Raw genomic sequence first — 6,379 nt, 5'->3', positions numbered from 1 at the left:
GGCTGGGGGTGGAATCGCTGGAATCGGGGGCAGCGCTGGCTAAGTTGAAGCTACTACAGGAGTTTACGCGTAGCCGGTAACGCCGATGTCTAGGGCAATCCCCTAGGTAGAAATATTTTTGTGCTTGGGCTAATTTCGGTCTGCCGAATTGGGCCGTACTCCGTTAGCATACTAAGCACAGCTGGGGCGGATGCGTTCGCTCCAACCACACCAGCCGGTTTCCGGCCTGACCTTAAAGAGGACAAATGCAAAGCATTCACGACGTTCTTCGCCTGAAAGAACAGCAGATGGAGACACTCCAGAAAGAAATCGACGCGCTGAGATTGGCGATCAAGATCATGGACAATGCGGGTGTGGATTCAGGCCCGAAGCCGGTAGCTTCCGCGGCAAGCGCAAGCCAATCGGATGCGCGGCCAACGGGCACTGTTAAACACTTTCCGTGAGCAGAAATAAACAACCCAATGTTGGCAGCGGAGCAATAGCAATGGCGGAATCGGCGACAGCTCGGGCAGCAGTTTCGGAACGGAGAAAGTCGCAACGTAACTCGGTTTTCGATCACGTCCTGATCCCGGTGGAGATGGAACCGGCGGGGTTCGGGCTGATGATGGACGTGAGCGAGTCAGGACTTGGTGTGCAAGTGCTGAACTCGGTGGAAGTGGGAACGGACGTTGAGTTTTCGTTCACGCTTCCGGATTCGTCGATCAAGATCGAAGGCACGGGCCAGGTGACCCGCTACGACCATGAGGGCCGCGCCGGCATCAAGGTACATCAACTGAAAGGCGGCAGCGCGGGCGAGTTAAAGCGCTGGTTGAAGTCCCTGCCTGCATCGACGATCCAAAAGGGCTCGATGGAATCCGGCTCGGAAGCGGCGACGCTGGACCGGGTGCGCGAGGTGAAAGCGCAGATTGCCGCTCATCGGTTGGACCTGGAACGCTCACTGCAACTCATCGTCGAAAAGGTGATTGAGTTCACCGGGTCCCACGGCGCGGCCATAGCACTGGGCACCTCCGACGATATGGTGTGCTGCGCCAGTGTGGGGTTGGCGCCAGAACCCGGCGTGAAGATCGATGCAAGTTCAGCGCTAACGGGAGAGTGTATCCGTACGGCGAAGACGGTCCGTTGCGACGATACAGAACTGGACCGTCGGGTGGACCGTGATGTTTGCCGCGACTTGAACCTGAGGTCGTCGCTGATCATTCCGGTGATGAAGGGCGGCGACGTGCGAGGGGTGCTGGAAGCTTTTTCCCCGAACCCCAGGGCTTACGGTGAGCAGCACACGAGTCTGCTTGAGCGACTCGCGGAGATGACGTCGGAGCTTGCTTTCACAAACGCGGATAAAGTCGCAAAGCCAACGATCGTGCCACAGGTTGTGAAAGAGCGGAAGCCGTCGTTGCTAAACGCAGAGGTTGCGACTGCGGTGAAGACGGCGCAAGAAGCGAGCAAACCGGAGTCCGACGGGACGTCGGCGCTTGAGAGCATTGAGATCGGCGACCTCTTCAAGCAGGCGGTGTCAGGACCGGAGCCGGTGGCGATGGCAAGTTTGCCGGCGGAAGCTCCCGTGGAAGAAGCCGTCGAAACTACGCCGGTAACTTCGATGTTTGGGGCAATTCCCTTCGCGGACGAGGCGTTCCACAAAGCGACCAGGGAAACGACGCGTAGCCGGATGATGGTGATCATTCCCGCGGCCGTGTTTGTACTGCTGCTGGTGTTCGGCATCATTGCGTGGCGTTCGAAGAAGGCGTCAACGGATGCTCCTAAAGTGATACCGCCCTCTGAAGCGGCGAGCCAGCCGGTCGCGGCGGCTCCCGTGCAACCGGCTGCGACGCAGCCGGCGGAAAACCACGCTGCCAATCAGGCTACTGGGGATTCTGCTAAGAGTCCGGAAGCGAAGACAAGGCAGCCGGAACATGTGGCCGAAGATTCGGTACGCAGGCCAGCGGAAGACAATCGGTTGATCCTGACGCCGGGACGACAAAGCTTTCAAAGCGATGACGGGCCGATCAGCGCACCGTCGATCACGGGCATCAGCATGTCCCCGAACATGGGAAGCGTGAAGTTGCCCGCCAGCGCGAACACACCCGTGCTTTCCGTGTCCTCGAGCAGTCTTACCGGTGGAAGGCTCATCCAGAAAGTGAACCCGGTGTACCCGGTATTCGCGAAGCAGCAACGTTACGAGGGTGAGGTTGTGCTCGCGATACGAATCACGAAGCTGGGAACGGTGGAGAACATTCGCCGGGTGAAAGGAAACGCGGTGCTGGCCGGGGCCGCGATCAGGGCCGTCAGTGAATGGCGATACGAGCCGTACCGCCTGAACGGACAACCTCAGGACGTTGATACCAACGTCAGCGTGACTTTTAAGCTTCCGAAATAGCTAAAGTTATACGTGAACTTTTTCGCGGAACTCCGCGATGTCCACCTTCCAACCGAGTGTCTTCGTGATCGCCGCCTGCAACAGGCGTGAAGCTTCAGGCTCGCCGTGAACCAGAAAAGTCTGATCAGGCTTTCCCTGGAAGGTCCCCAGCCATTCGAGAAGCTCCGCAGTGTCGGCGTGATCGCTGAACTGCTCGATGGCTGCGACCTGCGCACGGATGGGAACAAACTCTCCGAAAATCTTCACTTCCCTTGCACCGCTCTTAATGGTGGCACCGCGCGTGCCGGGTGACTGAAATCCGATAAACAACACGAGGTTGCGCGGGTCGGGCAGGCGGAGCAGGAGGTGATGCAGGATGCGTCCGCCGGCAACCATGCCGCTCGACGAAACGATGATGCAGGGATACTTCACGTCGTTGATGCGCTTGGATTCTTCGGGAGTCTTGGCGAAGGTGAAACCCTCCCACTCCAGCGGTGATCCGAGCTTCGCAACCAACTGCCTGGTCTGATCGCTGAACTCTTCGGTGTGCTTTAGAAAGATTTTGACAGCTTCAATCGCCATGGGACTATCGGCGAAGACAGGAACCTTCGGGATCTCTCCGGCCTCCATCAGTTCCTTCAACATGAACAGAAACTTCTGAGTGCGCTCGACGGCAAAAGCAGGAACTACGACACTGCCGCCACGCTTGACCGTCTCGCGGATCAAGCGCGCCAATTCTGGGCGAGGATCAGTCTTGGGATGCTCGCGATTGCCATACGTGGATTCCATCACCAGCAGATCGGTACTTTGTCCCTCGGTGGGCCCGGAGCGGACGACACGGCCCGGCGCGACCTGCGAGTCGCGCACGCGTCCGATATCTCCGGTGAACATCATGCGCCGGAAGTCGCCGTTCAACTTTACCTTCGCTTCGACCATGGACGATCCCACGATGTGCGCTGCGCGCACGAAGCGGAAGCTGAAGTCGGGACGGAGTTGGACTTCTTCGCCGAAGTTCACCGGACGAAACTGAGGCAGGCAGTTTTGCGCTTCCTCGAAGGTGTAAAGAGGCAATGCAGGCGAGTGCTTCGACGTTTTCCGTTTGTTGTGGAAGGCCGCGTCTTCTTCCTGCAGGTGGCCTGAATCCGGCAGGAGAATGGAGCAGAGATCGATGGTGGCGGGCGTGGCATAGATCGGACCACGATAGCCACACTTCACGAGGCGCGGAATCCAGCCGGAGTGATCAAGGTGGGCGTGCGTCAGAATGACGGCGTCAATCTGTTCCGGCGGTACCGGCGGATCGGCCCAATTACGCTCGCGCCATTCCTTCGGGCCCTGAAACAAACCGCAGTCGACAAGCACCTGGAATCCCTGCTTGCCGCGTTCGTCGTTGGTGGTATTGATGAGATGCTTGGAACCGGTTACGGTACCGGCGGCGCCTAAGAACTGGATGTAGGCCAAAAGTTCACCTCGATATTGGTGTGAACGAAATGAAATTGTAAATGTACGGCGCTACTTCACGTCGAAACTGTTGTTTGACAGATCGGCTTCGGGGACACTTCCGTCATTGACGGTCACCGAAGTCGGTTTGCCCGGTACTGAGATGCGAGTTATTTCTTTCTGTCTGGCGCGAACGAGCATGGGAACGCTTTTTTCTCCGGTCGCGCTGTGCACCGTTACAGACACTTCAGCGCCCACGGCTCCGGTGTTCTCGACCGTCACGGCGACGACATGGGAGTTATTGAGTGTCTCGCGAGATGGTGCGCTTGCGATCTTGAAGTCGGGAAGGCCACGGTCGCGGTACACCCAGTCGTCAAAAAACCATTCCAAGTCCCGCTTCGAATGTGCGGCAACGAGACGCTGCACGTACGAGGGATCCTTGTCCTGATCGGCTTTGTAGTCCTTGAGCACGGCCTGAAGCGCGACATCGCCGATCAAGTCGCGCAGCATCCACCACACGTACATTGCCTTGAAGCGGAAGTAAACCTCGTCGGTAGTGGAGACGAGCGCTTGCCGAGCGTCGCCGGAGGGCTTGGTGTTTTCGGTATTCTGAAATTCGGCGGCAGCAAGCGGAGCCATGCGGCTTTCGAGGAAAGCCAGAGCCGAACGTCTTCCATCCTGACGTTCCCGTACAAGCGCCTGTGCGAATTGCGAGAGGCCGTCGCGAATCCAGCGGCGTGGGCTGTTCACGCTAGCCATTGCAAGCTGCTGCGCCATCTGTATCTCAGTAAGCTTTTTGTCTTTGCTGCTGAGCGGCGTGAAGAGTATGGCCCCTGATTCGAACGGAGCATCACCCGCATCCGGCAGTTCAACCACCTGGATCTTTGTTGTCGCCTTCCCGAACCAGTCTTCAAGCCATGGTTGAACTTTTTCCGCGGCCATGGCCGTGTCAGACGCGGCCGAATCATGGCCAGTCAGGAAGTACAGCGAAATGGATGGGCGTGACAACATTTCGAAAGGGGCGATGGCGAATGTGGGAACAGTCTCGGAGAGCTGCGAAAAACTGTAACTGGTACATCCGGTACGAGCACCCTCGACGGCACTGCTGCCACCACCGATACCTTCGAAGGTTCCGTTGGCCACGACGGTGTAGGAGCGATCTTCATCGGTGATCCAACAGACGCGGGTCTTCAGGACGCTGGCCGACTGGCGACGTTGCCAACCGGCAATGACATCAAACAGCGTGTTATCGGAAAGCCTGCCAACCTCAGTCGCAATTGGATACCAGGCAACGTGTCCGATGCCTCGAACCCCGGAGAAATCAGCACCGATGCGATCCCACTGGCTTGACAGCGCCTGGGCCGCTGGAACCCCAATCTGTGTAAGCCTGGTTGCGTCCTTCGGAATAGTGCCGCTGTAGCCGATATCAAGGACGACCGTTCCCTTTGGCGGGACGGGTTGAGGCAACGTAACAATAGCTTCCGTAAGCTTGCCGGTGTGGTCGATATCCGACGCAAAGGGCTGCTGCAAGTACTGAACCGGGGCGCCACCGACTTCAATCATGCGCCAGTCGAACGTAGACGATACCTGGAGAACCGCGACCGTCTGCGGATGCTCTGTGTCGTTGCGGAGAGTGACATTCCCGCGGACTGCGATGGCAGCTTCCTCGGGATTGGTGCGCACCTCAAGATCGTACTTTGTGAAGGTGAATGCGTTTCGGTCCAGCGAAGCGGCCGCAGCGAGCGGCGCCAGCAGCAAGACGAGAAGCAGAAATCGGAACAGCGAGGCCATCAGGACTTTTTCGGTTTCGACAGCGGGTTGCGCCGTTGGCGGACAACTTCGTACATGACGATCGCCGCGGCTACGGACACATTCAGGGACGGCACGCGACCCAGCATAGGGATGGAAATTAAGAAGTCGCACTTACGGCGAACGTGTTCGTGGAGGCCCGCACCCTCGGCGCCGAGGACCAGCGCACAATCCATGTTGTAGTCCACTTCGTCGTAGCTCTTGTCACCACGCTCGTCGAGACCAATGGTCCAGACATTGCGCTCCTTCAGTTCTTCCAGAGTGCGATTTACATTCGTCACCCGCGCGATGGGCATGTACTCGCTTGCGCCAGCTGAGGCTTTTGTGACAGTGCCGGTGACGCCTGCAGCACGCCGTTCCGGGATGACTACTCCGTCGGCTCCGGCTGCGTCTGCGGTGCGGATAATCGCGCCAAGGTTGTGAGGATCTTCGACTCCGTCGAGCACGAGGAGGAAGTGATGAGCGCCACGCTTTTCGACCAGGAGGTCATCGAGATCGCTGTACTGCTTCTCTGAGGTGATTGCGACAACGCCCTGATGCGATTGCGTGTTGGCGAGACGAGCAAGCTGGTCGCGCGATACCTGACGAACTTGAACGCCTGCATCCCGTGCGGCTTCGAAAATGACCTGGGCCCGGGCATCGCGACGTCCTGCCATGATGGCAACGTAGTCGAAAGAGCGTCCGCCGGCTTTCAGGGCTTCGACGACTGCATTGATTCCAAAGATGACGGCCATTGCTTCCACTAGTAGAACACAAATGTGCGATAAACGGCTGACCTGAAAG

Annotated in this window: 5 protein-coding genes; 2 read left to right on the top strand and 3 right to left on the bottom strand. The window is 58.2% G+C overall.

Translation table 11 applies throughout. The annotated features are described in order from the left end of the window. Positions 1-245 precede the first annotated feature (245 nt). Both VN577_04250 and VN577_04245 read left to right on the top strand, forming a co-directional pair. The gene (locus tag VN577_04250; GenBank protein HWR14015.1) at positions 246-443 is read left to right on the top strand and encodes a hypothetical protein; all 198 of its coding nucleotides are present in this window, start codon (positions 246-248) and stop codon (positions 441-443) included. Positions 444-484: 41 nt separating this feature from the next. Next, a complete protein-coding gene (locus VN577_04245; GenBank protein HWR14014.1) occupies positions 485-2,371 on the top strand; it encodes a TonB family protein in 1,887 nt (628 codons plus the stop codon). Positions 2,372-2,377: 6 nt separating this feature from the next. Here the strand turns inward: VN577_04245 and VN577_04240 are convergent, their stop codons facing one another. The 3 genes from VN577_04240 to rlmB are packed head-to-tail and all read right to left on the bottom strand — an operon-like array spanning position 2,378 to position 6,330. After that, positions 2,378-3,808 carry an MBL fold metallo-hydrolase gene (locus tag VN577_04240; GenBank protein ID HWR14013.1) on the bottom strand — a complete coding sequence of 477 codons (1,431 nt, stop codon included), beginning with the start codon at positions 3,806-3,808 and terminating at the stop codon, positions 2,378-2,380. A 51-nt stretch (positions 3,809-3,859) separates the two neighbouring features. Next, the gene (locus VN577_04235; protein HWR14012.1) at positions 3,860-5,578 is read right to left on the bottom strand and encodes a hypothetical protein; all 1,719 of its coding nucleotides are present in this window, start codon (positions 5,576-5,578) and stop codon (positions 3,860-3,862) included. Beyond that, the gene (rlmB, locus tag VN577_04230) at positions 5,578-6,330 is read right to left on the bottom strand and encodes a 23S rRNA (guanosine(2251)-2'-O)-methyltransferase RlmB (GenBank protein ID HWR14011.1); all 753 of its coding nucleotides are present in this window, start codon (positions 6,328-6,330) and stop codon (positions 5,578-5,580) included. Before rlmB ends, VN577_04235 begins: the two co-directional genes overlap by 1 nt. Positions 6,331-6,379: the final 49 nt, after the last annotated feature.

This window comes from Terriglobales bacterium, from assembly GCA_035561515.1.
Taxonomy (GTDB): domain Bacteria; phylum Acidobacteriota; class Terriglobia; order Terriglobales; family Acidobacteriaceae; genus DATMXP01.
The sequence above is the reverse complement of the archived record's forward strand: the minus strand, read 5'-3'. Positions and strand labels throughout refer to the sequence as shown.

Excerpts from the sequence above, each read along its gene's own strand:
- VN577_04235 (HWR14012.1), bottom strand. The coding sequence starts at position 5,578 with ATGGCCTCGCTGTTCCGATTTCTGCTTCTCGTCTTGCTGCTGGCGCCG.
- rlmB (HWR14011.1), bottom strand. The coding sequence starts at position 6,330 with ATGGCCGTCATCTTTGGAATCAATGCAGTCGTCGAAGCCCTGAAAGCC.
- VN577_04245 (HWR14014.1), top strand. The coding sequence starts at position 485 with ATGGCGGAATCGGCGACAGCTCGGGCAGCAGTTTCGGAACGGAGAAAG.
- VN577_04250 (HWR14015.1), top strand. The coding sequence starts at position 246 with ATGCAAAGCATTCACGACGTTCTTCGCCTGAAAGAACAGCAGATGGAG.